The organism is Streptomyces sp. M41(2017) (genome assembly GCF_002078175.1).
In the GTDB taxonomy this organism is placed as follows: Bacteria; Actinomycetota; Actinomycetes; order Streptomycetales; family Streptomycetaceae; genus Streptomyces.
Genome location: NZ_MWFK01000001.1, coordinates 1,908,714 through 1,934,745 on the forward strand (window position 1 = coordinate 1,908,714; position 26,032 = coordinate 1,934,745).

General features: G+C 69.8%; 21 protein-coding genes and 6 tRNA genes. 16 read left to right on the top strand and 11 right to left on the bottom strand.

Features of this window, described 5'->3' with window-relative positions; translation table 11 throughout:
• Nucleotides 1-73: 73 nt before the first annotated feature.
• Nucleotides 74-592, bottom strand: coding sequence for a hypothetical protein (locus tag B0675_RS08340; RefSeq protein WP_081218192.1), 519 nt, complete (start codon nt 590-592; stop codon nt 74-76).
• A gap of 313 nt (nt 593-905) precedes the next feature.
• Here B0675_RS08340 and B0675_RS08345 point away from each other — a divergent pair, with 313 nt between their 5' ends.
• The 8 genes from B0675_RS08345 (at nt 906) to B0675_RS08380 (ending at nt 7,983) form a co-directional block, all read left to right on the top strand.
• On the top strand, nt 906-1,256 hold the full coding sequence (locus B0675_RS08345; RefSeq protein WP_081218193.1) for a metallopeptidase family protein: 351 nt from the start codon (nt 906-908) through the stop codon (nt 1,254-1,256).
• A 99-nt stretch (nt 1,257-1,355) separates the two neighbouring features.
• A complete protein-coding gene (locus B0675_RS08350; protein WP_081218194.1) occupies nt 1,356-2,933 on the top strand; it encodes a metallophosphoesterase in 1,578 nt (525 codons plus the stop codon).
• An 80-nt stretch (nt 2,934-3,013) separates the two neighbouring features.
• Nucleotides 3,014-3,086 (top strand) — tRNA-Glu (locus B0675_RS08355).
• A 48-nt stretch (nt 3,087-3,134) separates the two neighbouring features.
• Nucleotides 3,135-3,209: transfer RNA gene (locus tag B0675_RS08360), tRNA-Asp, on the top strand.
• Between the two features lie 24 nt (nt 3,210-3,233).
• Nucleotides 3,234-3,307: transfer RNA gene (locus tag B0675_RS08365), tRNA-Phe, on the top strand.
• 110 nt (nt 3,308-3,417) lie between these two features.
• Complete coding sequence (gene hrpA / locus B0675_RS08370; protein ID WP_081218195.1) at nt 3,418-7,395, top strand: ATP-dependent RNA helicase HrpA; 3,978 nt, start codon at nt 3,418-3,420, stop codon at nt 7,393-7,395.
• Between the two features lie 95 nt (nt 7,396-7,490).
• Nucleotides 7,491-7,565 (top strand) — tRNA-Asp (locus B0675_RS08375).
• A 226-nt stretch (nt 7,566-7,791) separates the two neighbouring features.
• Nucleotides 7,792-7,983, top strand: coding sequence for a DUF6274 family protein (locus B0675_RS08380; protein WP_081218196.1), 192 nt, complete (start codon nt 7,792-7,794; stop codon nt 7,981-7,983).
• A gap of 468 nt (nt 7,984-8,451) precedes the next feature.
• Here B0675_RS08380 and bldC read toward each other — a convergent pair whose 3' ends face one another.
• Together bldC and B0675_RS08390 are read right to left on the bottom strand one after the other, a co-directional pair.
• On the bottom strand, nt 8,452-8,658 hold the full coding sequence (gene bldC, locus B0675_RS08385) for a developmental transcriptional regulator BldC (RefSeq protein ID WP_003949541.1): 207 nt from the start codon (nt 8,656-8,658) through the stop codon (nt 8,452-8,454).
• A 648-nt stretch (nt 8,659-9,306) separates the two neighbouring features.
• Nucleotides 9,307-10,155: a hypothetical protein gene (locus B0675_RS08390; RefSeq protein WP_081218197.1), complete on the bottom strand. Its 849-nt coding sequence runs from the start codon at nt 10,153-10,155 to the stop codon at nt 9,307-9,309.
• Nucleotides 10,156-10,377: 222 nt separating this feature from the next.
• Between B0675_RS08390 and B0675_RS08395 the strand changes: the two genes are divergently transcribed.
• Together B0675_RS08395 and B0675_RS08400 are read left to right on the top strand one after the other, a co-directional pair.
• Nucleotides 10,378-11,472 (top strand): Glu/Leu/Phe/Val dehydrogenase dimerization domain-containing protein, encoded by a 1,095-nt coding sequence (locus B0675_RS08395; protein WP_081218198.1) that lies wholly within the window; start codon nt 10,378-10,380, stop codon nt 11,470-11,472.
• Nucleotides 11,473-11,773: 301 nt separating this feature from the next.
• Nucleotides 11,774-12,028, top strand: a complete 255-nt coding sequence (locus tag B0675_RS08400; RefSeq protein ID WP_081221674.1) for a DUF3073 domain-containing protein — start codon at nt 11,774-11,776, stop codon at nt 12,026-12,028.
• 157 nt (nt 12,029-12,185) lie between these two features.
• On the opposite strand, the gene purM is transcribed toward B0675_RS08400, so the two are convergent.
• The 5 genes from purM to B0675_RS08425 form a co-directional block, all read right to left on the bottom strand.
• Nucleotides 12,186-13,286, bottom strand: a complete 1,101-nt coding sequence (gene purM, locus B0675_RS08405) for a phosphoribosylformylglycinamidine cyclo-ligase (RefSeq protein ID WP_081218199.1) — start codon at nt 13,284-13,286, stop codon at nt 12,186-12,188.
• A gap of 43 nt (nt 13,287-13,329) precedes the next feature.
• Nucleotides 13,330-14,856: an amidophosphoribosyltransferase gene (gene purF / locus B0675_RS08410; RefSeq protein WP_081218200.1), complete on the bottom strand. Its 1,527-nt coding sequence runs from the start codon at nt 14,854-14,856 to the stop codon at nt 13,330-13,332.
• Between the two features lie 61 nt (nt 14,857-14,917).
• The gene (locus B0675_RS08415; RefSeq protein ID WP_081218201.1) at nt 14,918-15,706 is read right to left on the bottom strand and encodes an META domain-containing protein; all 789 of its coding nucleotides are present in this window, start codon (nt 15,704-15,706) and stop codon (nt 14,918-14,920) included.
• 486 nt (nt 15,707-16,192) lie between these two features.
• The gene (locus B0675_RS08420; protein ID WP_081218202.1) at nt 16,193-16,990 is read right to left on the bottom strand and encodes a maleylpyruvate isomerase family mycothiol-dependent enzyme; all 798 of its coding nucleotides are present in this window, start codon (nt 16,988-16,990) and stop codon (nt 16,193-16,195) included.
• Nucleotides 16,991-17,050: 60 nt separating this feature from the next.
• Entirely contained in the window at nt 17,051-17,689 is a 639-nt protein-coding gene (locus B0675_RS08425; protein WP_081218203.1) for a TetR/AcrR family transcriptional regulator, read from the bottom strand.
• 351 nt (nt 17,690-18,040) lie between these two features.
• Between B0675_RS08425 and B0675_RS08430 the strand changes: the two genes are divergently transcribed.
• Nucleotides 18,041-19,531 carry an MFS transporter gene (locus B0675_RS08430; RefSeq protein ID WP_081221675.1) on the top strand — a complete coding sequence of 497 codons (1,491 nt, stop codon included), beginning with the start codon at nt 18,041-18,043 and terminating at the stop codon, nt 19,529-19,531.
• A gap of 74 nt (nt 19,532-19,605) precedes the next feature.
• Here B0675_RS08430 and purL read toward each other — a convergent pair whose 3' ends face one another.
• From purL to purS, 3 genes are read right to left on the bottom strand one after another with little or no spacing between them, the layout of a single operon-like run.
• The gene (gene purL, locus B0675_RS08435) at nt 19,606-21,864 is read right to left on the bottom strand and encodes a phosphoribosylformylglycinamidine synthase subunit PurL (protein ID WP_081218204.1); all 2,259 of its coding nucleotides are present in this window, start codon (nt 21,862-21,864) and stop codon (nt 19,606-19,608) included.
• Nucleotides 21,861-22,541, bottom strand: a complete 681-nt coding sequence (gene purQ, locus B0675_RS08440; protein ID WP_081218205.1) for a phosphoribosylformylglycinamidine synthase subunit PurQ — start codon at nt 22,539-22,541, stop codon at nt 21,861-21,863. The genes purL and purQ overlap by 4 nt, the downstream gene beginning before the upstream one ends.
• Nucleotides 22,538-22,801, bottom strand: coding sequence for a phosphoribosylformylglycinamidine synthase subunit PurS (gene purS, locus B0675_RS08445; protein ID WP_060898438.1), 264 nt, complete (start codon nt 22,799-22,801; stop codon nt 22,538-22,540). Before purS ends, purQ begins: the two co-directional genes overlap by 4 nt.
• Before the next feature lie 361 nt (nt 22,802-23,162).
• Here purS and B0675_RS08450 point away from each other — a divergent pair, with 361 nt between their 5' ends.
• The 5 genes from B0675_RS08450 (at nt 23,163) to B0675_RS08470 (ending at nt 26,019) form a co-directional block, all read left to right on the top strand.
• Nucleotides 23,163-23,480 (top strand): Lsr2 family protein, encoded by a 318-nt coding sequence (locus B0675_RS08450; protein ID WP_081218206.1) that lies wholly within the window; start codon nt 23,163-23,165, stop codon nt 23,478-23,480.
• A 144-nt stretch (nt 23,481-23,624) separates the two neighbouring features.
• Nucleotides 23,625-23,696 (top strand) — tRNA-Gly (locus tag B0675_RS08455).
• 79 nt (nt 23,697-23,775) lie between these two features.
• Nucleotides 23,776-23,848, top strand: a tRNA-Gly gene (locus B0675_RS08460).
• Nucleotides 23,849-24,175: 327 nt separating this feature from the next.
• Nucleotides 24,176-25,219, top strand: coding sequence for an ABC transporter ATP-binding protein (locus tag B0675_RS08465; protein ID WP_081218207.1), 1,044 nt, complete (start codon nt 24,176-24,178; stop codon nt 25,217-25,219).
• Complete coding sequence (locus B0675_RS08470) at nt 25,216-26,019, top strand: ABC transporter permease (protein ID WP_081218208.1); 804 nt, start codon at nt 25,216-25,218, stop codon at nt 26,017-26,019. Before B0675_RS08465 ends, B0675_RS08470 begins: the two co-directional genes overlap by 4 nt.
• The last annotated feature ends 13 nt before the right edge of the window (nt 26,020-26,032 follow it).

The following is a 26,032-nucleotide window of genomic DNA, read 5'->3' on the forward strand; positions in this document are numbered from 1 at the left end:
GCACCCTCCACCCCTGAAGGCAAACCCGACCTCATACGCCCAGGTCAGGGCACCTTTGGTCGCCGCCAGGAGCCTAGACGGGCGAGCCGGCCTCGGGTGCCGGCTCCCGCTGGACGAGCTGGGTCGCGGGCTGCTCGTGCGCCGACGACGACGGTTCGGCGGATCCCGGATCGGACGACGGGGGCGTCGACACGGGCGGTGGTTCGGGGGTCGGTTCCGCCGTCGTGCGCGTGGGGGTCGGCTCACCGGGCGGCACCGGGTCCGTGGACGGGTCGCCGCCGCCCTTGTCCGTCGCCTTCGCGGACGGCTTGCCGCCCTTCGACGCGGACGCCGAGGGAGATGCGTCACCCGACTCCGACTCGCCCGGCTTCGGCGCCCCCTTGTGACCCTTGCCACCCTTGCCGCCGTGGGAGCCGATCCCGCCACCGCCCACCGAGGTCCCGCCGTCCGGTTCCTCGCCGGCCCGCCGCCCGGCCGAGTGCGAGGGCCCGGGCCGGTCGTCCCCGTCGTTCCCCACGCTCATGCAGCCGGCGGCGGCTGCGACGGCCATGACCGTGGCGGCCAGACGGACGGGTACGTACAAGGCGCGCACGGGCGGCCACCTCCGTAGGGGGCGTCCCCCGCTCGGGCGGAGCCGGGAGCGCGGGGAAGGAACGGGAGTACCCCCTGTCCAACTCCCGCCGCCCGCAAGAGGACACGCGCCCGCGGGCCCGGCCGGGGACGCGGGCGCACCCGGACCGCCGTTCCACCCGCTGACGACGCGTCACGCGGAGGGTCCGTCAGGACCGTTCGATGGACGGGAGCGCCCGGGGCCGGGGCGCGGTTCGAGGCCCCGCGCCGCATCCGGCCCCATCGGGCCCTCCGCCGGTACCCGCCGGGAGCACCTCGTCCCCGACAATGGCCCTGTGCTGGAGATGACGCGCGAAACCTTCGAAGAGCTCGTGAGCCAGGCCCTCGACAAGATCCCGCCCGAGCTGACCCGGGTCATGGACAACGTCGCCGTGTTCGTCGAGGACGAGCCCCCGGCCGACGATCCCGAACTCCTCGGCCTCTACGAAGGAACCCCGCTCACCGACCGCGGCGAGTGGTACGCCGGGGTGCTCCCCGACCGCATCTCGATCTACATGGGTCCCATCCTGCGGATGTGCGAGACCCCCGACGAGGTGGTCCACGAGGTCGCCGTGACCGTCATCCACGAGATCGCCCACCACTTCGGGATCGACGACGAACGGCTGCACGAGCTGGGCTGGGGCTGACCGGACGAAGGCCGGGCGGGCACGCGTCCGAGCCGACGGGTCCCCGCCGGGGCCGGCGCCCCCCGCATACCCGCCCCGGCACTTGGGCATACGGGACCAATGGTCCGCGCCCCCGCCGCCGCAACCGCCCTCGTCCGCCGTACCGCCGGCCTCGCCCGCCGGGCGCTCCCCACCCGCGGCACCCTCGGCCGCCGTCGCGCCCGCCGCTCGCGCACGGTGCCGGAGCTCGCCGCCCGGCCCAACCCGTACGTCCGCGCCCTCGGACTCCTCAGCGTGGTGCTGCTCGGCGCCTGGCTCGGACTGCTGGTCGTGGGCAACGTGCGGGTCCCCGTCGGCCCCATGAACACCACCATGACCCTGCGCCCCTCCCTCACCGGCGGCACGAAGATCAACGTCTCACCGCTCGGTGCCCTGGAGCTCGCGAGCCACCGGGCCCCGCTGCGCCTCGACGTGGACGTGGACCAGCTCGACCCGGACCGCGCCCAGGCCCTCGTCGACCACCCCGAACGGCTCTCCGGCCTCCAGGACGAGGTGGCCCGTGACGTCGAGGACGGCACGATCGACCTGGCCCTGCGCTCCTGCATAGCCGTGGTCGTCGGCGCCACCGCGCTCGGCCTCGGCGTCTACCGCCGGCCGCGCCGGGCCCTCGCCGCCGGCGGCCTCGCCCTGGCCCTCCTGGCCGCCTCCGGGGCGACCGCCTTCGCCACCTGGAACCCCAACTCGGTCCTGGAACCGAAGTACTCAGGGCTGCTGTCCTCCGCGCCCTCCCTGGTCGGCAACGCCCGCAACATCGTCAGCGAGTTCGACGTCTACCAGAAGGAGCTGGCGCGCCTGGTGACGAACGTGACGAAGCTCTACGACGTCACGTCCACCCTCCCCGCCTACGAACCCGACCCGACCACGATCCGGGTCCTGCACGTCTCCGACATCCACCTCAACCCGGCGAGCTGGAAGATCATCGCCTCGCTCGTGAAGCAGTACTCCATCAACGTGATCGTCGACTCCGGCGACACCATGGACCACGGCACGGCCGCCGAGAACGGCTTCCTGGACCCGGTCCCGGACCTGGGCGCCCCGTACGTCTGGGTGCGCGGCAACCATGACTCGCGCCTCACCCAGAGCTACCTGGAACGGATGAAGAACGTCCACGTCCTCGACGACGGGCGGGCCGTCTCCGTCGCCGGGCTGCGCTTCGCGGGCATCGGCGACCCCCAGTTCACCCCGGACCGCGCGGTCGCGCCCGGGGGTGACGCGGCGGAGGACCTCGCCGGCGCCCGCCTCGCCTCCGCCCTGCGCGACCAGCGCGCCGCGGGCACCCCGGCGGACGTCGCGATCGTCCACGAACCCGCCGCCGCGCGCGGGACGGACGGCGTGGTGCCGCTGGTGCTCTCCGGCCATCTGCACCACGAGGAGATGGAGGTCATGAAGTACGGCACCCGGCTGCGCGTCGAGGGCTCGACGGGCGGCAGCGGTCTGCGGGCGGTCGAGGGCAAGTACCCGGACCCGATCGAGGCCTCGGTCCTCTACTTCGACCGGGACACCCGGCATCTCCAGGCCTGGGACGAGATCAAGCTGGGCGGTCTCGGCCTCACGAGCGCCGAGGTCAGCCGCCATCTCCCCAAGGAGAACCAGCCCGGCGCGACCCCCTCCCCGAGCCCCGCCGGGACGGCTCGGTAAACCGTTTTGGCGATAGCCGCCGCCATCCCATATGCTTCTCACGTCCCCGACGCGCTGAGAAGCGAACAGGCGGGCCGATAGCCCTCATCGTCTAGCGGCCTAGGACGCCGCCCTTTCAAGGCGGTAGCACGGGTTCGAATCCCGTTGGGGGTACGCAACACCGTGTGCGAGACTTGCTTCGCTCGTTCGCACACAAAGCTTGGTCCTGTGGAGCAGTTTGGAGTGCTCGCCACCCTGTCAAGGTGGAGGCCGCGGGTTCAAATCCCGTCAGGACCGCTGAGGTTTCCCCGGAAGCCTCGTGGCTGGGTAGCTCAGTTGGTACGAGCGATCGCCTGAAAAGCGATAGGTCGCCGGTTCGACCCCGGCCCCAGCCACAGCAGAGGCCCCGATCTTCGGATCGGGGCCTTTTTCGTGCCCTCGGCGCGGGACCGGCGCGCAAAAGCGTTCGCCAGTCATTTCGCCGAGGTGAGATCCTGGACCGCGTATGTCTACGCACCCTGCCCCCGCCCTCGGCGATCTCGCCCCCCGCCTGGCCCAGCTGTCCCTGCGCGACGCGCACCGGCTCGGACGCAGGCTCGAAGGCGCGCGCAAGATCCGCAAGCCCGAGGCCCGCTCCGCCGTCTTCGCCGAGATCGAGGCGGAGGTCACCAGGGGCGAGGCCCGCATGGCCGAGCGCCGCGCCCGCGTACCCGCCATCACCTATCCCGAGCAGCTCCCGGTCAGCCAGAAGAAGGACGTGATCGCGGACGCCATCCGTGACCACCAGGTCGTGATCGTGGCCGGCGAGACCGGCTCCGGGAAGACCACGCAGATCCCGAAGATCTGCATGGAGCTGGGCCGGGGCGTGCGCGGCATGATCGGGCACACCCAGCCCCGTCGTATCGCCGCCCGCACCGTGGCCGAGCGGGTCGCCGACGAGCTGGACACACCGCTCGGCGAGGCCGTCGGCTGGAAGGTCCGCTTCACCGACCAGGTGAACCCGGACGCCACCTTCGTCAAGCTGATGACGGACGGCATCCTGCTCGCCGAGATCCAGACCGACCGCGAGCTGCGCGCCTACGACACGATCATCATTGACGAGGCCCACGAGCGGTCCCTCAACATCGACTTCCTGCTCGGCTACCTCGCCCAGCTGCTGCCCAAGCGCCCCGACCTCAAGGTCGTCATCACCTCCGCGACCATCGACCCGGAGCGCTTCTCCCGGCACTTCGGGGACGCCCCGATCGTCGAGGTGAGCGGCCGGACGTATCCCGTCGAGGTCCGCTACCGCCCGCTGCTGGAAGAGGACTCCGAGGACACCGACCGCGACCAGATCACCGCGATCTGCGACGCCGTCGAGGAGCTCCAGGCCGAGGGCAAGGGCGACATCCTCGTCTTCCTCTCCGGCGAGCGCGAGATCCGCGACACGGCGGACGCGCTGGACAAGAGGAACTACCGCTTCACCGAGGTGCTCCCCCTGTACGCGAGGCTCTCGCACGCCGAGCAGCACCGCGTCTTCCAGCAGCACACCGGCCGCAGGATCGTTCTGGCCACCAACGTCGCCGAGACCTCGCTGACCGTGCCGGGCATCAAGTACGTCATCGACCCGGGCACGGCACGCATCTCCCGCTACAGCCACCGCACCAAGGTGCAGCGGCTGCCCATCGAGCCGGTGTCGCAGGCCAGCGCCAACCAGCGCAAGGGCCGCTGCGGCCGTACGTCCGACGGCATCTGCGTCCGGCTGTACTCCGAGGACGACTTCCTGTCCCGGCCCGAGTTCACCGACGCCGAGATCCTCCGCACGAACCTCGCCTCCGTCATCCTCCAGATGACCGCGGCCGGCCTCGGCGACATCGAGAAATTCCCCTTCATCGACCCGCCGGACCACCGCAACATCCGCGACGGCGTCCAGCTCCTCCAGGAACTGAACGCGCTGGACCCGGCCGAGAAGGACGCCCGCAAGCGGCTCACCCCGACCGGCCGCAAGCTCGCCCAGCTCCCCGTCGACCCCCGCCTCGCCCGGATGGTCCTGGAGGCCGACAAGAACGGCTGCGCCCGCGAGGTCATGGTGATCGCCGCCGCGCTCTCCATCCAGGACCCTCGCGAGCGGCCCTCCGAGAAGCAGGCCCAGGCCGACCAGCAGCACGCCCGCTTCAAGGACGAGACCTCCGACTTCCTCGCCTTCCTCAACCTGTGGCGCTACCTGCGCGAGCAGCAGAAGGAGCGCGGCTCGTCCGCCTTCCGCCGGATGTGCAAGCAGGAGTACCTGAACTTCCTGCGCATCCGCGAGTGGCAGGACATCTACAGCCAGCTGCGGACCGTCGCCAAGCAGATGGGCATCCACCTGAACGAGGAGGACGCTCCCGAACAGAGCGTCCACGTCTCGCTGCTCGCCGGTCTGCTCTCGCACGTCGGCATGAAGGACGTGAAGGAGACCGGCGGGGAGAGCGGACGCGCTTCCGGCAAGAACGAGTACCTCGGCGCGCGCAACGCCAAGTTCGCGATCTTCCCGGGCTCGGCACTCTTCAAGAAGCCCCCGCGCTTCGTGATGTCCGCGGAACTCGTCGAGACCTCCCGGCTCTGGGCCCGTGTCAACGCCCGCATCGAGCCGGAGTGGATCGAACCGCTGGCCGGCCACCTCCTCAAGCGGACGTACAGCGAGCCGCACTGGGAGAAGGACCAGGCCGCCGTGATGGCGTACGAGAAGGTCACGCTGTACGGCGTGCCGATCGTCGCCCAGCGGAAGGTGAACTACGGGCGGATCGACCCGGAGGTCAGCCGCGAGCTGTTCATCCGCAACGCGCTGGTCGAGGGCGACTGGCGCACGCACCACAAGTTCTTCGCCGACAACCGCAAGCTCCTCACCGAGGTCGAGGAGCTGGAGCACCGCGCGCGCCGCCGGGACATCCTGGTCGACGACGAGACCCTCTACGACTTCTACGAGCAGCGGGTGCCCGAACACGTCGTGTCCGGGGCCCACTTCGACTCCTGGTGGAAGCACAAGCGCCATGAGGAGCCCGAACTCCTCGACTTCGAGCGCTCGATGCTCATCAACGACCGCGCCGGTCAGGTCACGAAGGACGACTACCCGGACTCCTGGCGGCAGGGGCCGCTGAAGTTGCGGGTGACCTACCAGTTCGAGCCGGGGGCGGACGCGGACGGCGTGACCGTCCATGTCCCGCTCCAGGTCCTCAACCAGGTCACGGACGAGGGCTTCGACTGGCAGATCCCGGGGCTGCGCGAGGAAGTGGTCACGGAACTGATCCGCTCCCTCCCGAAGCCGATCCGGCGGAACTACGTCCCCGCCCCGAACTTCGCGCAGAAGTTCCTGGAGCGGGCGGTACCTCTCCAGGAGCCGCTGACGCAGACCATGGCGCGCGAGCTCAAGCGGATGGTCGGGGTGCCGCTGACGGCGGACGACTTCGACTGGTCCCGGCTCCCCGACCATCTGCGGATCACCTTCAGGATCGTCGACGAGCGGCGCCGCAAGCTCGCCGAGGACAAGGACCTGGAGGCCCTCAAGCTCCGGCTGAAGCCGAAGGCGCGGCAGGCCATCTCGCAGGCCGCCGCGGCGACCGCGGAGCGCTCGGGCGGCGAGTCCCTGGAGCGCACGGGGCTGACGGACTGGACGATCGGCTCGCTCAGCCGTCTCTTCGAGACGCGCCGGGCGGGCCAGCCGGTCAAGGCGTACCCCGCGCTGGTCGACGACGGGCCCGCGGCGACCACCGTCTCGGTCCGGCTCTTCGACACGGAGGCCGAGCAGGCCGAGGCGATGTGGAAGGGCACCCGCCGGCTGATCCTGCGGAACATCCCGGTGAACCCCGGCAAGTTCGCCTCGGACAAGCTCACCAACGCCCAGAAGCTCGCCCTGTCCGCGAACCCGCACGGCTCGGTCCAGGCGCTCTTCGACGACTGCGCCATGGCCGCGGCGGACAAGCTGATCGGCGACTTCGGCGGCCCGGCGTGGGACGAGGAGTCGTATCGCAAGCTGTACGACAAGGTACGTGCCGAGATCGTCGACACGACCGTGCGCACCGTCGGGCAGGTGGAGCAGGTGCTGGCCGCCTGGCAGGCCTGTGAGCGCCGTCTGAAGGGCGTCAGGAGCCCGACCCTGCTCGCGAACCTCACGGACGTGCGCAAGCAGTTGGACGCCCTCGTGAAGCCCGGCTTCGTCACGGCGACCGGGCTGCGGCGGCTGCCGGACCTGATGCGCTATCTGGTGGCCGCGGACCGCCGGCTGCAGCAGATGCCGACCGGCGTCCAGCGGGACACCAGCCGTATGGAGAAGGTCCACGAGATGCAGGACGAGTACGCCTGGCTCCTGGAGCAGTTGCCGCAGGGCCGGCCGGTGCCCGCCTCGGTCCGGGACATCCGCTGGATGATCGAGGAGCTGCGGGTCAGCTATTTCGCCCACGCGCTCGGCACGGCGTACCCCGTCTCGGACAAGCGGATCGTGAAGGCGATCGACGCGGCGGCACCGTGACGGAGCCTGTACACGCGGTGAGTTCGACCCTGGGCCCACCCTCCTGTACAGTCTCTTTTCGCAGCACAGCGCACGAACAAGTCGCTGCGAAACCAGGTCCTGTGGAGCAGTTTGGAGTGCTCGCCACCCTGTCAAGGTGGAGGCCGCGGGTTCAAATCCCGTCAGGACCGCAGTAGAGAAGGCCCGGAGCTTCGGCTCCGGGCCTTCTTCTTTGCGTCGGCCGCCACTCCCTCCCCCTCCACGCCCGCCGCCGCTTTGCACCCCGCACCGCTTCGTGTGCGCCCGCCGGCGCCCCAACGGCCGCCCCCAGGACGCGTTCCCGCTTCTTGACGCCGTCACATTCCAGCGGGTACTCCGGAAGCCGGGGCTCGCGCCCTGTCGGCCCTGGAGGTGCGTATGGCGGTGTCCGCCCGGCACGAGACCCGGGCTCTGCTCCGAGCCCATCTGGCGGCCGCCTCCGGCTATCGCCACCTGACGCGGCACTGTCCGGTCTGTCATCGGCTCCTGCGGCTGGCCATGGAACCCGGTCCGTACGACGAGCAGGATCCCGACGGCGCCCCCGAGGACGAAAGCCCCTCCACCGCGTGACCGAAGACCCCGGCCAGGAGGTCCGCGCGGTGCGACCCTTGAGAAGGAGGAGCGCGCGTTCGGGCTCAACTCCCTTAGCGCAGAAGGCTCGCAGGCGACAAGGACTCTGGCATGTGACGGGAGTCACCGCATAGGTTTTCAGAAGTGCGGAACTTACCCCCCTCCTACAACGAGTCAATTTAATATGTGCAATTGCACTCGTCGTCGAGGCTGTTCACGGCCGATCCGACACCCGCCCCCAGACTTCGACAAGGCCGCTCACAGGCCGGTCATCGCGGTGCGCGGACCGCACAAAAAAGATCGCGCTGGACCCGGCGGAGTCCAGCGCGATCTACGACGCACCCTGTTCATATGGCGGAAAAGCTGGGGCGTGGGCCCTGTTGGGGCAGAACCCGCGTCGCTTGGAGCTGTGGTTCGGACGCCTCGGCGGATTGGGGGGTCCGTCGTCTTGTCCGGTTATGCGGGGTTTCAGGCCTCGCTGCGCTGCTGCGGAATACCCGCGAGCAGTGCGCGGACCTCAGCCTCGCGGTAGCGGCGGTGTCCGCCGAGCGTGCGGATGGACGTAAGCTTGCCGGCCTTCGCCCACCGTGTGACCGTCTTGGGGTCGACGCGGAACATCGTGGCGACCTCAGCCGGGGTCAGCAGCGGCTCGGCATCAGGGGTGCGAGCGGTCATGAGCGGCCTCCTCGGGAGAACCGAACCTTCTCGGTTCTTTCCTCTAAATTCTGCACCTTGACCCGCGTTGCCCGAAATGGCGGACGCGAGTCGAGTCGGTTATAGGACGAACGGCTTGTCCTCGGCACTACAACTACACCATCCGTCCAGCCGCGTCGGCCAAACCGATGGAATTGCCCTCCCAGGTGTTCATCAGCGACGGAAGCCGATGGACCATGCCATAGCGGACAGTCACGCCACTGTGACGATCAGTCACAGTGGCGTCAGGAGTCATCAGACCCCCCATAGCGTGCAATGCTGAGATTCCACCCATACGTGGACGGACGGAGCCCTCCCCCGGACTCCTTGTCCTATTTTGGCACGAGGAGGGGCAAGCGATGCAAGAGCCAGGTAAGTGCCATCCATCACGCTTGCGACCCGTTGACGCATAAGCCCGGATCGGGACCTACGTCCTGGAGTGAGGGTTCTTCAGCGTGTGAGGACCATACGCGAGTTCGACACCGTTCCTGTGAGAAGCAGATCACACTGCCCGGCGGCCGCAGGAGCCCCTTCCGTCCCACAGGAACCACCCGGAACGGCCCGTTGGGCCGAATCATCCGGAAGTGTCCCGCATGACCCGTTCGTGGATGCTGCTGGTGCGGTTCGCCGTCAGTTCGCCGAACGCCGGTCCCTGACCGTCCGCCAGCGCTCCACCAGCCGCCCGTACGCCTCGCCCGCCGTCGCCCCGTCCCCGGTGCGCAGCGCCTCGATGCCCTCCGCGACGTCCGCGGCCGAGTGGTCGTCCTCCAGGTGCCCGGCCGGCAGCGCGTGCACGAGCCCTCCGTAGTCCAGCTCGACCAGGGAACGCGGATGGAACTCCTCCAGCCAGCGCCCCACGTCCACCAGACCGTCGATCAGCGGCCCCTCGTCCAGGGCGTCCCGGAGCGTGCGCAGGGCCCGCGCCGTGCGCCGCCGGGCCTGCACCATCGGCGTCCGGTAGCGCAGCCGCGGCGCGGCACCTCCCGGGCCCGCCCCCTTCTCGTACTCCCGCTCCTCCTCGGAGACGAGCACGAACCAGTTCAGCGGCACCTGCCAGGTCGAGGTGCGGATCCACGGGCGGGCGTCGGGGTTGCGGGCCAGCCAGCGCTCGTAGTCGAGGGCGGCCTGACGGCGCACCAGCGGCGGCAGCACCGCGTCGAGGACCGGGGCCGGGAGTTCCTCGCCGATCTCGTCCAGGGCCTGCCAGCCGCGCAGCCGGGTGCGCCAGGGGCAGACGCAGACCACCCCGTCCACCTCGGCCACGAACGCGTCGGCGCTCTCGTGCACCGGGACGGGCACCGGCGGAGTGGGCAGCAAGTCGGCCAGCGACCGGCGCAGTTCGTCCTGGTACGAGGGGCGCTCGGTGCGCCGGGCGTAGCGCGTCCAGTGATCGCGCTCCGCCTCCGGGAACGCCACGAGTGGCTCGTACACGCGCAGATACGACGCGTACGGCACGATCACCGCGGACACCTTGGGCACGCCTGCTCCCTCCCCCGACGACCACCGGGAAAACCAGCGAGAACCACTCACGACCTGAAGAGAAATCTATGCAAATCGAACCATGGTCGTACCCCGTCGGTGGGTGATCCTGAACACTGCGCCGAAGGCGGGTCGGCGCAGGCCCTACTCTCATGCCCACGGAGCCCGCCATCCGCACGGGCCCCGCACCCAACCGCCGCTCATTACCTGGGAGTCACCACAGTGACCGACGTAACCGGCGCGCCTGCTGATGTACTGCACACCCTGTTCCACTCGGACCAGGGCGGTCATGAGCAAGTCGTGCTCTGCCAGGACCGCGCCAGCGGCCTGAAGGCCGTCATCGCCCTCCACTCCACCGCTCTGGGCCCCGCCCTCGGCGGTACACGCTTCTACCCGTACGCGAGCGAGGCGGAGGCCGTCGCCGACGCGCTCAACCTCGCCCGCGGGATGTCGTACAAGAACGCCATGGCCGGTCTCGACCACGGCGGCGGCAAGGCCGTGATCATCGGGGATCCCGAGCAGATCAAGACCGAGGAGCTGCTCCTCGCCTACGGCCGGTTCGTCGCCTCGCTCGGCGGCCGGTACGTCACGGCCTGCGACGTCGGCACCTACGTGGCCGACATGGACGTCGTGGCCCGCGAGTGCCGCTGGACGACCGGCCGCTCGCCGGAGAACGGCGGCGCGGGCGACTCGTCGGTGCTGACCGCCTTCGGTGTCTTCCAGGGCATGCGGGCCTCGGCCCAGCACCTGTGGGGCGACCCGACGCTGCGCGGCCGCAAGGTCGGCGTCGCGGGCGTCGGCAAGGTGGGCCACCACCTGGTCGACCACCTGCGGGCGGACGGCGCCGAGGTCGTGATCACGGACGTGCGCGAGGACTCCGTGCGGCGGATCCTGGACCAGCACCCCACGGGTGTCACGGCCGTCGCCGACACCGCGGCGCTGATCCGCACCGAGGGCCTCGACATCTACGCGCCGTGCGCGCTGGGCGGGGCGCTCGACGACACGACCGTGCCGGCCCTGACCGCGAGCGTGGTGTGCGGCGCGGCCAACAACCAGCTGGCGCACCCGGGTGTGGAGAAGGACCTCGCGGACCGCGGGATCCTGTACGCCCCCGACTACGTGGTGAACGCGGGCGGTGTCATCCAGGTCGCGGACGAGCTGCACGGCTTCGACTTCGACCGGTGCAAGGCCAAGGCGTCGAAGATCTTCGACACCACCCTGGCCATATTCGCACGTGCGAAGGAGGACGGGATTCCGCCGGCCGCCGCGGCCGACCGGATCGCCGAACAGCGGATGGCGGAGGCACGCTCTCACTGACCCTTTCGAGAGCCATATGTGCTTGTCAGGGACCCGCCGACGGCCGTCGGGGAGACAACTCTCACGTCTGTCGGCGGGTCGGACGCCAAGAAGAGGTTAAAATCGCGGTTGACCAGCGAGGACAGGGCACCTTGTTGGTTCTGGGCAAGGGCGCGTGCTGCGGGCGACGTACCGTATGGGCGCGGGCTCAGGTACCGTGGAAGCCCTACGGACCGGTCTCTCCATGGAGAGTCCGTTCCAGATCATGAACGCGTGTCAAGACTCTGGGGCCGTCGAGCCCCGTATCCGAGGGGGTCGAGCCATGGGGCGCGGCCGGGCAAAGGCCAAGCAGACGAAGGTCGCCCGCCAGCTGAAGTACAGCAGCGGCGGGACTGACCTCTCGCGTCTGGCCAATGAGCTGGGCGCTTCGACTTCGAGCCAGCCGCCGAATGGCGAGCCGTTCGAGGACGACGACGAGGAAGACGACCCGTACGCACAGTACGCGGATCTCTACAACGACGACGGCGAGGACGACGACGACCAGTCCGGTCCTCAGTCGCAACGTCGTGGCGCTTGACGCACCAGCGTCCCTCGCAGTTTCCGCGATCTTCTCCGCGGGTCTCCCTGAAGTGGTTTTCCGGTAGATCCCGCCTGGTGGATTTCACGTAGTGACTGCACTTCACCCGGTCCGGGGCCACAGCCACCGGACCGGGTTTTGTGCTGCCCGAGGGGCATCAGTTCGCGTAGTCGCCGATCAGCTCCGCGCCCGTGGCGTGGTCGCCGCGCTCGGTGATCTCACCGGCGATCCAGGCGTCCACTCCGCGGTCCGCGAGGGTGGCGAGGGCGACCTCGGCCGACTCCTCCGGGACGATCGCCATCATGCCGACGCCCATGTTCAGCGTCTTCTCCAGCTCCAGGCGCTCGACGTCACCCGTCCGGCCGACCAGGTCGAAGACCGGGGCCGGGGTCCAGGTCTCGCGGTCGACGACGGCGTGCAGGCCGTCCGGGATCACCCGGGCCAGGTTGGCCGCGAGGCCGCCGCCCGTGATGTGGCTGAACGCGTGCACCTCGGTGGTCCGCGTCAGGGCCAGGCAGTCCAGCGAGTAGATCTTGGTGGGCTCCAGGAGCTCCTCGCCGAGCGTGCGGCCGAACTCCTCGATGTGCTGCTCCAGGCCGAGCTTGGCCCGCTCCAGGAGGACATGCCGGACGAGCGAGTACCCGTTCGAGTGAAGACCGGAGGCCGCCATGGCGATCACCGCGTCACCCGTCCGGATGCGGTCCGGGCCGAGCAGCTGGTCGGCCTCGACCACGCCCGTACCGGCGCCGGCGATGTCGAACTCGTCCGGGCCCAGCAGACCGGGGTGCTCGGCCGTCTCGCCGCCCACCAAGGCACAGCCGGCGAGGACACAGCCCTCGGCGATGCCCTTCACGATGGCCGCCACCCGTTCGGGGTGGACCTTGCCCACGCAGATGTAGTCGGTCATGAAGAGCGGCTCGGCACCGCACACGACGATGTCGTCCATGACCATGGCGACCAGGTCGTGGCCGATGGTGTCGTACACGCCGAGACGGCGGGCCACGTCGACCTTGGTGCCCACACCGTCGGTGGCCGAGGCCAGCAGGGGGCGCTCGAACCGCTTGAGGGCGGAGGCGTCGAAGAGGCCGGCGAATCCGCCGAGGCCGCCGAGGACCTCGGGGCGCTGCGTCTTCTTCACCCACTCCTTCATGAGCTCCACGGCGCGGTCGCCGGCCTCGATGTCGACGCCGGCAGCCGCGTAGGAAGCACCGGAGGCACTGCCCGTCGCCGTAGGTGACTGATCAGACACAGAAGACATTGCCTGGGATCTTTCGGGTTGGTGAAACGGGGCTCTGCGGCACTTACGGGCGACGGATGGCGTCAGCCGCGGCCGTGGCTGCGGGACCCGCGGCCAGCTCGGTCTCCAGGAGCTGCTTACCGAGCAGCTCGGGGTCGGGAAGCTCCATCGGGTACTCGCCGTCGAAGCACGCGCGGCAGAGGTTCGGCTTGTCGATGGTCGTGGCCTCGATCATGCCGTCGATGGAGATGTACGAGAGGGAGTCGGCGCCGAGCGAGGTGCCGATCTCCTCGATGGTCATGCCGTTCGCGATCAGCTCGGCGCGGGTCGCGAAGTCGATGCCGAAGAAGCAGGGCCACTTCACGGGCGGCGAGGAGATCCGGATGTGGACCTCGGCGGCACCCGCCTCGCGGAGCATCCGTACGAGGGCGCGCTGCGTGTTGCCGCGCACGATCGAGTCGTCGACGACGACCAGACGCTTGCCCTTGATGACTTCCTTGAGCGGGTTCAGCTTCAGCCGGATGCCCAGCTGGCGGATGGTCTGCGAGGGCTGGATGAAGGTCCGGCCCACGTACGCGTTCTTGACCAGGCCGGCGCCGAACGGGATGCCGGAGGCCTCCGCGTAACCGATCGCGGCGGGCGTCCCGGACTCCGGGGTCGCTATGACCAGGTCGGCGTCGACCGGGGCTTCCTTGGCGAGTTTGCGGCCCATCTCGACACGCGAGAGGTACACGTTCCGACCGGCGATGTCCGTGTCGGGGCGAGCCAGGTACACGTACTCGAAGATGCAGCCCTTGGGCTTCGCTTCCGCGAATCGCGAGCTCCGGAGACCGTTCTCGTCGATGGCGACGAACTCGCCCGGCTCGATCTCGCGCACATAGCTGGCGCCGCAGATGTCGAGGGCGGCGGACTCGGAGGCGACCACCCAGCCACGCTCCAGGCGGCCGAGGACCAGCGGGCGGATGCCCTGCGGGTCACGGGCGGCGTAGAGGGTGTGCTCGTTCATGAAGACGAGCGAGAAGGCGCCCATGACCTGCGGGAGGACCTTGGTGGAGGCCTCCTCCACGGTCAGCGGCTTGCCGTCCTCGTCGACCTGGGCCGCGAGGAGCGCGGTCAGCAGGTCGGTGTCGTTGGTGGCCGCCACCCGGGTGGTGCGGCCCTCCTGCTTGGGCAGGTCGGCGACCATCTCGGCGAGCTGCGCCGTGTTGACCAGGTTGCCGTTGTGGCCGAGCGCGATGGAGCCGTGCGCGGTGGCACGGAACGTCGGCTGGGCGTTCTCCCACACGGAGGCACCGGTGGTCGAGTAGCGGGCGTGACCGACCGCGATATGACCCTGGAGCGAACCGAGCGAGGTTTCGTCGAAGACCTGGGACACAAGGCCCATGTCCTTGAAGACGAGGATCTGGGAGCCGTTGCTGACCGCGATTCCCGCGGATTCCTGACCCCGATGCTGGAGGGCGTAGAGCCCGAAGTAAGTGAGCTTGGCGACCTCTTCGCCCGGAGCCCAGACACCGAAGACGCCGCAAGCGTCCTGGGGGCCTTTCTCACCGGGGAGCAGATCATGATTGAGTCGACCGTCACCACGTGGCACGGCACCGAGTGTAGGCGAGATCGACCACTGGTCCGAATTGGGGATAGGGGCTCCCCACGGGTCACTCAGCAGCCACCGCTTGGACGATTGTGCCGTTTCCGCTGGTCAGCGTGATGCCACGATGATCCACCACGTACGAGGTGCGGCCGTCGAAGAGCTCCAGCAGGGCCTTCTCGGTCCTCATGAGTGAGCGGTCGCACATCATGCGGGTGGTCCTGGCCGGCCCGAGGGTGATATGTCCGTCGCTCACGGTGGCCCGGGCGGACGCGTGGTTGCAACCGAGGCGGCCGTCGAGGGTGCCCTTCTCTCCCAGGACGAAGTACGCGTCGGTGCCCTTGGGGAGCGACCGGGAGGTGTTCCTGTCACCGAGTGCCGTGACCGTCCACTTCGTCCCGCGCAGGGGTGCGTCCTTCTCCTTGGTGAGGCTGACCCGGTCGCCGCTGTCGGCGGTGAGGGTCAGCCGATCACCCTCGGTCCTGGCGGTGAACCCGTCCTGGCCGGCGATCGAGCGGCTCAGGTTCCGTTCGAAGGCGGTCGGGCCCTTCGCACAGCCCATCTCGGTCGTCCGGAGCGCGCCGAACGCGACCCGGTCGCCCCTGACCGTGGCCTTCGAGCCGAAGCCGTTGCAGCCGAGGTTGCCGCTGACCCGGCCGTCCTCGCCGATCTTCAGATACGCGCCGGCCGGCGCCTTCGCGGTCCTTCCGTCCACGGTGAGGCTGTCGACCGTCCAGTGGACTCCGGTCACCGGGGATCCCGTCCCGACGGAACCGCTTCCCGCCGTCTGGGTACCGCACGCCACGGCGAGGGGAAGCAGGGTCAGGACGCTGAGGGTCGTTCGCTGCTTGTCCATGCCGATGGGACGGGAGGGGTGGGGGATCCGGTTCCCCTCCCGGCACGAGGACCCCCGATCGAGCGGCGGGCGCGGCCGGGGTGACGGGCACGGACGCGGACGGTTCAGCACGTCAGGAGGCGGTGGACGGCGGGGCGTTCGGGACGTTCGGTCCGCGCGGACGGGATCGGCCTGGGGCGTCCCGGGAGCGTCGGACCGTTTCGGGCCGTGCAGAAGGCAGCGGCCCGCGGACGTCTGGGGGGGGAGGACGCGGTTGCCGCGGCGGTGGCCCGCAGTGGCTCGCTGACGTCCGGGGCGCTCTCCGACGTGGTGGCCGCGGCAGCGGCTCGCGGACGTCCCGGGGGGGGAGCGGACGTGGTTGGCCGCGGTGGCGGCTCGCGGACGTCCCGGGGGGGGCGGACGTGGTGGCCGCGGTGGCGGCCCGTAGGCGCCGGGCCTCTCGGGGTCGTCGAAGGAGCGCCGGGCGCCAGCGACCGACCCGGCGGTTCAGCTCATCAGGGGCAGCAGACCTGCGAGATCGGCGCGTTCGCCGCTGGCGCTGACCTTCGCCTCGCCGAGTGCCGTCTTCCACTCCGTACGTCCCGTCGCGAGCCGGATCCAGGTCAGCGGGTCCGTCTCCACCACATTCGGCGGAGTGCCGCGGGTGTGCCGCGGACCCTCGACGCACTGCACGACCGCGTACGGCGGGATCCGCACCTCCGTCGACGCGCCGGGCGCCTTCACGGCGAGCGCGTCGGCGAGGAGCCGGGTGCAGGCGGCGAGGGCCTGGCGGTCGTACGGGATGTCGAGGCCGGGAACCGCGCGGTTCAGGTCGTCGGTGTGGACGACGAGTTCGACGGTCCGGGTGACGAGGTAGTCCGCGAGCGTCATCGTCCCGGTGCGCGCGGCGACCAGCCGGCCGTCCCGTGCGGTGGCCAGGCGCTCGGTGATCCGCTGCTCGGTGCGGGCGAACAGGGCGTCGAGGTCCGTGTTCCCGGCGGCGAGCTCACGAGTGTCGTCCGCGATGTCGGCGGCCCGGGCGGCGGTGGCGAACGGCCAGTCGAGCAGGGACAGTTCCCTGGCGGTGGGCTCGGGTCCGTCGAGACCGCGGCTCACCGTCTCCAGGGCCGTCGTGACGTGCGCCGCGAGGTCGCGAACGGTCCACCCGCCGAGGTGCGTGGGACGCGCCGCCTGTTCCTCGCTCAGGGTGCGCACGCCGGCCCGTACGTTCCCGAACTGGGCGAGGACCGCCGCACGGATCTTGGCGGAGTCGTAGGCACGGGCGCGCTTCTTGGCGGGGGGCATGATCCTCACCCTAGGACCGGGGACCGCTCGGACGGGGGCCGGTGGGGGTTTTCCGCCGGTCTACTTCCGGACCGCGTATCCGGCGAGGCCGCTCTCGATCAGGTCGAACGCGCGGTTGGCCTGGTCGGCGGCGTCCTCGGCGACGGCTTCGGGACTCTCGCCGTCGTTGATACGGCGGTGGTGCGCCTCCACCAGAGCGTTGCGCGCGCTGATCAGCTGGGCGGCAGCGATGGCGGCGAGCACGGGGTCGTCGCTCTCCTCGGCAAGGGTCCGGACCAGCTCCTCCTCACCCCGGTGCGAGGCGATGAGCGCGCGCTCCCGCAGGGCGGGTGTCTCGCCCACGAGGGTGCGCAGCGTGCGGGCGAACGGCTCCGTGTTCAGACCGATCGAGGGATCACGCGCCTCGACCATTTCAAGGAACTGGCGCCGGACCGCGTCGACGGCGGATTCTCCGGGCTCGCGCTCGCGGACCGCGCGGGCGGCGTCCCCGAAGTGTTCCTCCATGGGCCGGAAGACCAAGTCTTCCTTGGTCCCGAAGTAGTTGAACACCGTCATCTTGGAGACCTCGGCCGCGTCCGCGATCTCCGCGACGGAGACGGCGTCGAACCCGCGCTCCACGAACAGCTCCACGGCGGTCCGCCAGATCCGCATGGCCGTCTGCCGCTTCTTGCGCTCCCGCAGTCCCATCGCCTCTGCCATAGCCATGACTGTACCAGGATGAAATTTGATCCGAGAAAAAACATTGACCCGATACATAAATATTGGGCATGATGGTGCCATCGCAGTCGGCGGGCCCAACCCACCGCCGGGGACGGGGAGTCACGCATGTCCACATCAGCCCGCAGGAAAGCGGCCGACACCGGGACGACGGGGCGCGGCGGCTCCGCGCCGGGGGTGAACACCGGCGCGGAGAGGAGCGACAGCACGGGAGCGACCGACAGCACGGCGAAGAAGTCGGCGCAGGGGCCCGGGAGGGCCGGCGACCCGGAGGGATCCACCACGAACAGCGCGGTCACGGAAGGGACCTCCGCCCCCGCGGCGGAGACCGGCATGACCGAGCGACAGCGCACGATCGGCTTCCTTGTCTGCCTGGTCACGATCGTGCTGGCCATCCTCGACCTGCAGATCGTCTCCGCGGCGACCGTCCCGATCGTCCGCGACCTCGACCCCGAGCACGGTGTCGACAAGATCCCCTGGCTGGTCAGCTCGTTCGCGCTGGCCTCGGCGGCGATGCTCCCGCTGTACGGCAAGCTGTGCGACGTCCTCGGCCCCAAGCGGGTCTTCACCGGCGCCATCGCCACCTTCCTGGTGGGCTCGGCACTGTGCGGCGCCGCCCAGTCGATGGGCCAGCTCATCGCGGCCCGCGCGGTCCAGGGTCTCGGTGGCGGCGGGCTGATGAGCGTGACCATGGTCGTCATCGCCCACCTCAAAGGCCCGGGCGAGAAGGGCGGCAAGGGGAACAACCTCGGCGGGGTCGTCGCCGGCGGGGGCATGGCCGTCGGCCCCTGGATCGGCGGCCTGCTCGCGGACCACGCGGGCTGGCGCTGGATCTTCTACGTCAACCTGCCGATCGGCGTCGCCGTCCTGGCCGCGTCCGCCTTCGCCCTCAAACTCCCCGAGCGCCCCGTCCGCCGCCCGATCGACTACGCCGGCGCAGCCCTTGTCGCGGCCTTCGCCTGCTCCCTGCTGCTCGTCACCGACTGGGGCGGCCAGGAGTACGCGTGGACCTCACCCGTCATCACGGGCCTGTTGCTCACCTCGGCCGCGACGCTCGCCCTGTTCCTGTGGCGCCAGACACGGGCGCCCGAACCGGTGCTTCCGCTCTCCCTGTTCCGGGTTCCGGAGCTGCGCCTCGGCTTCGCGATCCAGGGCCTCGTCGGGGCCTCGATGATGTGCGCCATCTATTACGTGCTGGTCTATCTCCAGGTGGCCCGAGGCATCGGCAGCTCCTCCGCCGGGCTCTATCTCCTGCCCATGGCGGCCGGAATGACCGCCGTCGGCATCCTCTCCGGCCGCCTCACGGACCGTGGCTGGTCGGCCCGCACCTTCACCATCAGCGGCACGGTGACCACCGCGCTCGCGTTCGTCGCACTGTCCACCACCGGTCCCGACACCTCCCTCTGGCTGATCCGCGCCGAACTCCTGCTGTTCGGGGCCGGGTTCGGACAACTCGTGGGCCAGCTGATCCTGCTCGTGCAGGACGCGGCACCCCGGCACCAGCTGGGCATCGCCACCACCGGCGTCCGCTTCTTCCAGACCCTGGGCAGCGCCCTCGGCACCGCCGTCTTCGGCACCGTCCTCGCCCGGCTGTACGCGGCCGACGGGCCCGGCGGCGGCATCGGTTCCCTCGCCCGGCTCACCGGCAGGGCCCACGCCGACGGGGTCGAGGCCTTCGTCTCCGGCATGGACGTCGTCTTCTGGGGGGCGGCGGCGGTCATGGTGGTCGGCGTGGTGCTGGCGCTGCGGCTGCCCCGGTCGGGCACCCGGCCCGGGACTTCCATACCCGAGCGGGCGCGGGAGGAACAGCCCGTCGCGGCCTGAGTCGAACACGACAGGCCAGGACGCGTGAAGGCCCCGCCCGGAGTCCGGACGGGGCCTTCACGCAGGTCAGCGCATCACGCCAGCAGCGCCGGGATGGTCTCCTCGTGAGCGGTGCGCAGTTCGGCCAGGGAGAGCGCGAACTCGCCTTGGACGTCGACCGCGTCGCCGTCGACGACACCAATGCGGGTCACGGGCAGACCCCGGGCACCGCACATGTCGTTGAAGCGCAGCTCCTCCGAACGCGGGACAGCGACGACCGCGCGGCCCGCCGACTCCGAGAAGAGGAAGGTGAACGCGTCGAGACCGTCCGGGACGATCAGCCGCGCGCCCTTGCCGCCCTGCAGCGCCGACTCGACCACGGCCTGGATGAGGCCGCCGTCGGACAGGTCGTGCGCGGAGTCGATCATTCCGTCGCGCGAGGCCGAGATGAGGATCTCGGCGAGCAGCCGCTCGCGCTCCAGGTCGACCTGCGGGGGCAGACCGCCCAGGTGGTCGTGGACGACCTGGGACCAGGCCGAACCGCCGAACTCCTCACGGGTGTCACCGAGCAGGTAGAGGAGCTGGCCCTCTTCCTGGAAGGCGACCGGCGTGCGGCGGGCGACGTCGTCGATGACGCCCAGCACGGCCACGACGGGAGTCGGATGGATGGCGGCCTCGCCGGTCTGGTTGTACAGCGAGACGTTGCCGCCGGTCACCGGGGTGCCCAACTGCTGGCATCCGTCGGCCAGTCCGCGGATCGCCTCGGCGAACTGCCACATGACCGCCGGGTCCTCCGGCGAGCCGAAGTTCAGGCAGTCGGAGACGGCGAGCGGCTTGGCACCGGTGGTCGCGACGTTCCGGTACGCCTCGGCGAGCGCCAGCTGCGCACCGGTGTACGGGTCGAGCTTGGCGTAGCGGCCGTTGCCGTCCGTCGCGATGGCGACGCCGAGCCCGGTCTCCTCGTCGATGCGGATCATGCCCGAGTCCTCGGGCTGAGCCAGCACGGTGTTGCCCTGCACGAAGTGGTCGTACTGGGAGGTGATCCAGGACTTGGAGGCCTGGTTCGGGGAGGAGACGAGCCGCAGGACCTGGTCCTTCAGCTCGGCGCTCGTCGCCGGGCGGGGCAGTTTGTTCGCGTCGTCGGCCTGGAGCGCGTCCTGCCACGAAGGGCGGGCGTAGGGGCGCTCGTAGACCGGGCCGTCGTGCGCGACGGTGCGCGGGTCGACGTCGACGATCTTGCCGCCGTGCCAGAAGATCTCCAGCCGGTCGCCGTCGGTGACCTCACCGATGACGGTGGCGATGACGTCCCACTTGTCGCAGATCTCGAGGAAGCGGTCGACCTTCTCCGGCTCCACGACCGCGCACATGCGCTCCTGCGACTCGCTCATGAGGATCTCCTCGGGCGAGAGCGTGGAGTCGCGCAGCGGTACGTCGTCCAGGGTGACGCGCATGCCGCCGGAGCCGTTGGACGCCAACTCGCTGGTGGCGCAGGACAGTCCGGCCGCGCCGAGGTCCTGGATGCCGACGACGAGCTTCTCGGCGAAGGCCTCCAGGGTGCACTCGATGAGGAGCTTCTCCTGGAAGGGGTCGCCGACCTGGACGGCGGGACGCTTCGACGGCTTGGCGTCGTCGAAGGTCTCCGAGGCGAGGATCGACGCGCCGCCGATGCCGTCACCGCCCGTGCGGGCCCCGTACAGGATGACCTTGTTGCCCGTGCCGGACGCCTTCGCGAGGTGGATGTCCTCGTGCCGCATGACGCCGATGGCACCGGCGTTGACCAGCGGGTTGCCCTGGTAGCAGGCGTCGAAGACGACCTCGCCGCCGATGTTCGGCAGGCCCAGGCAGTTGCCGTAGCCGCCGATGCCCGCCACGACGCCCGGCAGGACGCGCTTGGTGTCGGGGTGGTCGGCCGCGCCGAACCGCAGCGGGTCGACGACGGCGACCGGACGGGCGCCCATCGCGATGATGTCGCGCACGATGCCCCCGACGCCGGTGGCCGCGCCCTGGTAGGGCTCGACGTACGACGGGTGGTTGTGCGACTCGACCTTGAAGGTCACCGCGTAACCCTGGCCGACGTCGACGACGCCGGCGTTCTCGCCGATGCCGACGAGCAGCGCGTCGGACTGCGGGGCCTTCTCGCCGAACTGGCGGAGGTGGACCTTCGAGGACTTGTAGGAGCAGTGCTCGGACCACATCACGGAGTACATGGCGAGCTCGGCACCGGTGGGCCGGCGGCCGAGGATCTCGACGACCCGCTCGTACTCGTCCTTCTTCAGGCCCAGTTCGGCCCAGGGCAGCTCGACGTCGGGGGTCGCGGCCGCGTTCTCGACCGTGTCCAGAGGCGTGCGGCTCATGCGTTGACCAGCTTCTTGAGGATCGAGGTGAAGAAGGGGAGGCCGTCGGTGCGGCCGGAGCCGACGAGCGGCTCGACGGCGTGCTCCGGGTGCGGCATCAGACCGACGACGTTGCCCGCCTCGTTCGTGATGCCGGCGATGTCGCGCAGCGAGCCGTTCGGGTTGACGTCCACGTAGCGGAACGCGACCCGGCCCTCGGCCTCCAGCATGTCGAGCGTCCGCGAATCGGCGACGTACCGCCCGTCCATGTTCTTCAGCGGAATGTGGATCTCCTGGCCGGACGCGTAGTCGGCGGTCCAGGCGGTCTCCGCGTTCTCCACCCGCAGCTTCTGGTCACGGCAGATGAAGTGGAGGTGGTTGTTGCCGAGCATCGCGCCGGGAAGGAGGTGCGCCTCGGTGAGGACCTGGAAGCCGTTGCAGATGCCGAGAACCGGCATTCCGGACTTCGCCTGCTCGATGACGGTCTCCATCACCGGCGAGAAGCGCGAGATGGCGCCGGCCCGGAGATAGTCGCCGTACGAGAAACCACCGGGCAGCACCACGGCGTCGACCTGCTTGAGGTCCTTGTCCTTGTGCCAGAGAGCGACGGGTTCGGCACCCGCGAGCCGGATCGCGCGCTGCGTGTCGCGGTCGTCGAGGCTGCCCGGAAAGGTGACGACTCCAATACGAGCGGTCACTTTCCGGCCTCCGCGACTTCCTCGACCTTGACGGTGAAGTCCTCGATCACGGTGTTGGCGAGGAAGGATTCCGCAAGTTCGTGGATGCGGGCGAGCGCGGCGTCGTCCACCGGTCCGTCCACTTCCAGTTCGAATCGCTTTCCCTGACGTACGTCGGAGACACCGTCGAAACCGAGGCGCGGCAGTGCACGCTGCACCGCCTGGCCCTGGGGGTCGAGGATCTCCGGCTTGAGCATGACGTCGACTACGACGCGTGCCACTGGCACTCCCGGTGTGTGGTGCTGAGCAGGTCCCTTCAGACTACCCGTACAAAATTTCTACTCGCGTAGATTCGTAGAATCCTACGTGACCCCGATCACGATCCCGCATCGACAAGGGGTCTTCCGCGGAAAATCCTGGGAAAAACAGCAGAAGAGCGACGGGCGCCCATTGCCTCCGGACACGCGGAAGGATTTAGTCGGGCTTCACAATGCAATGCCGGGCACTGTACAAAGGAATTGGCATTAGCCGATACTTTGCCCAATAACAGCCGGACAGTCGACATCTCCCCGACAACTCCGTGACGTCCGCGCACGTCATGACCGTTGATCGCAGAGCTGTCGCGCGAAGGGACCGATATTCGTGGCGCAGCGTGTCGTGGTCACTCTCTTTGACGACATCGACGGCTCGGAAGCGGCGGAGACGATCGCCTTCGGACTGGACGGCAAGTCGTACGAGATCGACCTCAATCCAGCCAATGCCAAGAAACTGCGCAAGGTCCTCGCGCCGTACCTCGAGGCCGGCCGCAAGCAGTCGAAGTCCGGGAAGGCGTACACGCACACCGCGCTGACGCCCGACCCCGCCGCCGTCCGCGCCTGGGCCCGCTCCAACAAGATGGACGTGCCGCCGCGCGGCCGGATCCCCAAGAAGGTCTACGAGGCGTTCGCCGAGTCCCACTGAGCCGCCGCCCCCGCACCCGGGGACACCCGCGAGGGACCGCCACCGGACCCCGCAGACAGCCGACTTGCGCTGACCCCCCGCTGATCAGCTAGAGTCTGGAACACGCCGAGGGGCAAGGCCGAAAGCCGAAACCCACGGGGTCGCGCGGGTGTAGTTCAGTAGTAGAACATCCCCCTTCCAGGGGGAAGGCGCAGTGTGCAATTCCTGTCACCCGCTCTGCATCTCTTACCGATCGGTCTTGTCGATCAGGTAGGGTGGTGCTCGCGCCGATCGGTGGAAGCCGGTCGGAGGCAATGCGGACGTAGCTCAGTTGGTAGAGCGCAACCTTGCCAAGGTTGAGGTCGCCAGTTCGAACCTGGTCGTCCGCTCAGAAGACAAAGGCCCCGGTCAGTCGACCGGGGCCTTTGTCGTATGCCGTCCTGTGCTCATGGTCCCCCTCCGTTCGCGACAGCGGTGCACGTCACACCCGCACCCGCACCCGCACCCGACGGGCATCGGGCATCGGGCATCGGGCATCGGGCATCGGGCATCGGGCATCGGGCATCGGGCAACTCTCTCCGACCTCACCCGCGTCGCAGCTCCCTCTCCGTACGGCTCCCTTCCCGCCGGATCTCCCTCCGTCGTCTGACATTTGTCATGAGGAGTGATGACACCGCGCACTGCTGCGGGGTCACGTTCGCGGCGAGGCTGAATGCATGAACACGAACGGGCACGATGACGTGATCGAGGTCACTGACCTGCGGCGGGTGTACGGGGGTGAGGGCGGAGACTTCGAGGCGGTGCGCGGCGTCACGTTCTCGGTGGGCCGAGGCGAACTGTTCGCCCTGCTCGGGACGAACGGCGCGGGCAAGACGTCCACCGTCGAGCTGATCGAGGGCCTCGCACCTCCGGCCGGCGGGCACGTTCGGGTCCTCGGGCACGATCCGTACACGGAGCGGAGGGCCGTGCGGCCCCGGATCGGCGTGATGCTCCAGGAGGGCGGCTTCCCCTCCGAACTGACGGTCGCGGAGACCCTGCGCATGTGGGCGGGATGCACCAGCGGAGCGCGGCCTGTCGGAGAAGCGCTGGAGCTGGTCGGGCTCGCCCGCAGGAGTGCGGTCCGGGTCAAACAGCTGTCCGGGGGCGAGAAGCGGCGCCTGGACCTCGCGCTCGCGCTCCTCGGCCGCCCCGACGTCCTCTTCCTCGACGAACCCACGACCGGACTCGACGTGGAAGGCCGCCAGAGCACCTGGGAGTTGGTGCGCGAGCTGCGCGACGGCGGAACGACCGTCCTGCTGACCACCCACTATCTGGAGGAGGCGGAGGGTCTCGCCGACCGGCTGGCGATCCTCCACGAGGGACGGATCGCGGCCCTCGGCACTCCGGCCGAGGTCACCGCCGCCCAGCCCTCGCGCGTCTCCTTCGAGTTGCCCGAGGGGTACTTCCCGGGCGACCTGCCGCCGCTGGCCGAACTCGGCGTGAGCAGCCACGAGACAGCGGGCCGGGTGATCAGACTCCGCACGAACGAACTGCAGCGGACCGCGACAGCCCTGCTGGTGTGGGCGGAGCGGGCACGGGTCGAGCTGCGGGGGCTCGATGTGCGCTCGGCGTCCCTGGAGGAGGCGTTCCTGCGCATAGCGCGGGACGCGGCGGTGCACGACAGGCAGCGGCCCGAACCGGCGGGAGCGGGCATGTCCGCCGGACCGAGGCGGACGGGCCGGACGGGCCGGACACGGCAGACGAAGGGGACGGCGGCATGAGCGGGACAGCAGTCACGACGGGAGCCGGCCCGGCCCGGACCACGGCGTTGGGGCGGATGGGAGCTCTGGCCCGCGCCGAGCTGACCCTGCTCGGCCGTACGAAGGCGACGCTCGCGGCAGCGGTGTTCGTGCCGCTGATCATGCCCTTCACGCTCCGCTCGACCGTGGACCAGATGGATCTGAAAGGCACCGGGCTCACCGTCGGGTCGATCCTGCTCCCTTCCTCGATCGGGTTCGCCCTGCTCTTCGCGGTCTACAGCTCGCTGGTGAGTGTCTACGCGGCCCGCCGGGAGGAGCTCGTCCTGAAGCGGCTGCGCACCGGGGAACCACGCGACGTGGAGATCCTCCTGGGCGCCGCGCTGCCCTCGGTGACGATCGGTCTCGCCCAGTGCCTGATCCTGACCGCCGCCTATGCCGTGATGCTCGACATCGGGGCGCCACGGGCACCCCATCTCGTCCTGCTCGGGCTCCTGTTGGGGTTCATCACCTGGCCGGCGCTGGCAGCCGTCACCGCGAGCTTCAGCAAGAGCATCGAGGGAGCCCAGGTCGCGGCGATGCCGCTGACGCTGGTCTCCCTGGTCGGATCCGGGACGTTCATACCGCTGGAGGTGCTGCCCGACCGCGTCGCCTCGTTCTGCGAACTGCTGCCCCTCACTCCGGTGATCACCCTGATACGCGGCGGCTGGACCGGGCACCTCTCCGCCCACGACACCCTGGGAGCGGTCGGCACGGCGGTGGTCTGGGCCGCGATCGCGGTGTTTGCTGTACGGCGGTGGTTCCGCTGGGAGCCGCGACGATGACCACGGACACGGG